Origin of the sequence: Paraburkholderia xenovorans, assembly GCF_046030735.1 — a bacterium.
Classification (GTDB): Bacteria; Pseudomonadota; Gammaproteobacteria; order Burkholderiales; family Burkholderiaceae; genus Paraburkholderia; species Paraburkholderia xenovorans_A.
Window position 1 is genome coordinate 1 of record NZ_JAQQBV010000125.1, and the last position, 340, is coordinate 340.

1 protein-coding gene is annotated in these 340 nt (G+C 59.1%); it reads right to left on the reverse strand.

Going from position 1 to position 340, the window contains the following annotated elements; all coding sequences use genetic code 11:
- Positions 1-12 precede the first annotated feature (12 nt).
- Positions 13-340 (reverse strand): TolC family protein (locus PQQ51_RS34415; protein ID WP_408501637.1); only part of this gene is annotated, 328 nt, incomplete at its 5' end.

Consider the following 340-nt stretch of genomic DNA (forward strand, 5'->3'; position numbering starts at 1 on the left):
CTCCCGCGCTCTCTAGCGGCTGCCCAGTTGCAGGTTCCCAAGGCCGAGCCGCCCCATTTTGGCGGCAAGCTGCAACCTCGCTGTGCGCCAGTCGGTCAGTGCCTGGACACGCTGTCGGTTAGCATCCGCGAGCGACGACTGCGAGTTGAGCAACTCGAGAATATTGCCAACGCCTGCGGTGTACCGATGCTTGGCCGCATCAAACGATCGCTGCGCAATTTCCAGCAGCGAAGCGGTGTTCTGCAGATTCTGAAGGTCAGTCTGCAAGGTCTGATAGCTCTTCCAGACATCAAGTCCCACCTGCTGTTGCGCCTCATCCAGTGTGTATTGCTGTACCTCG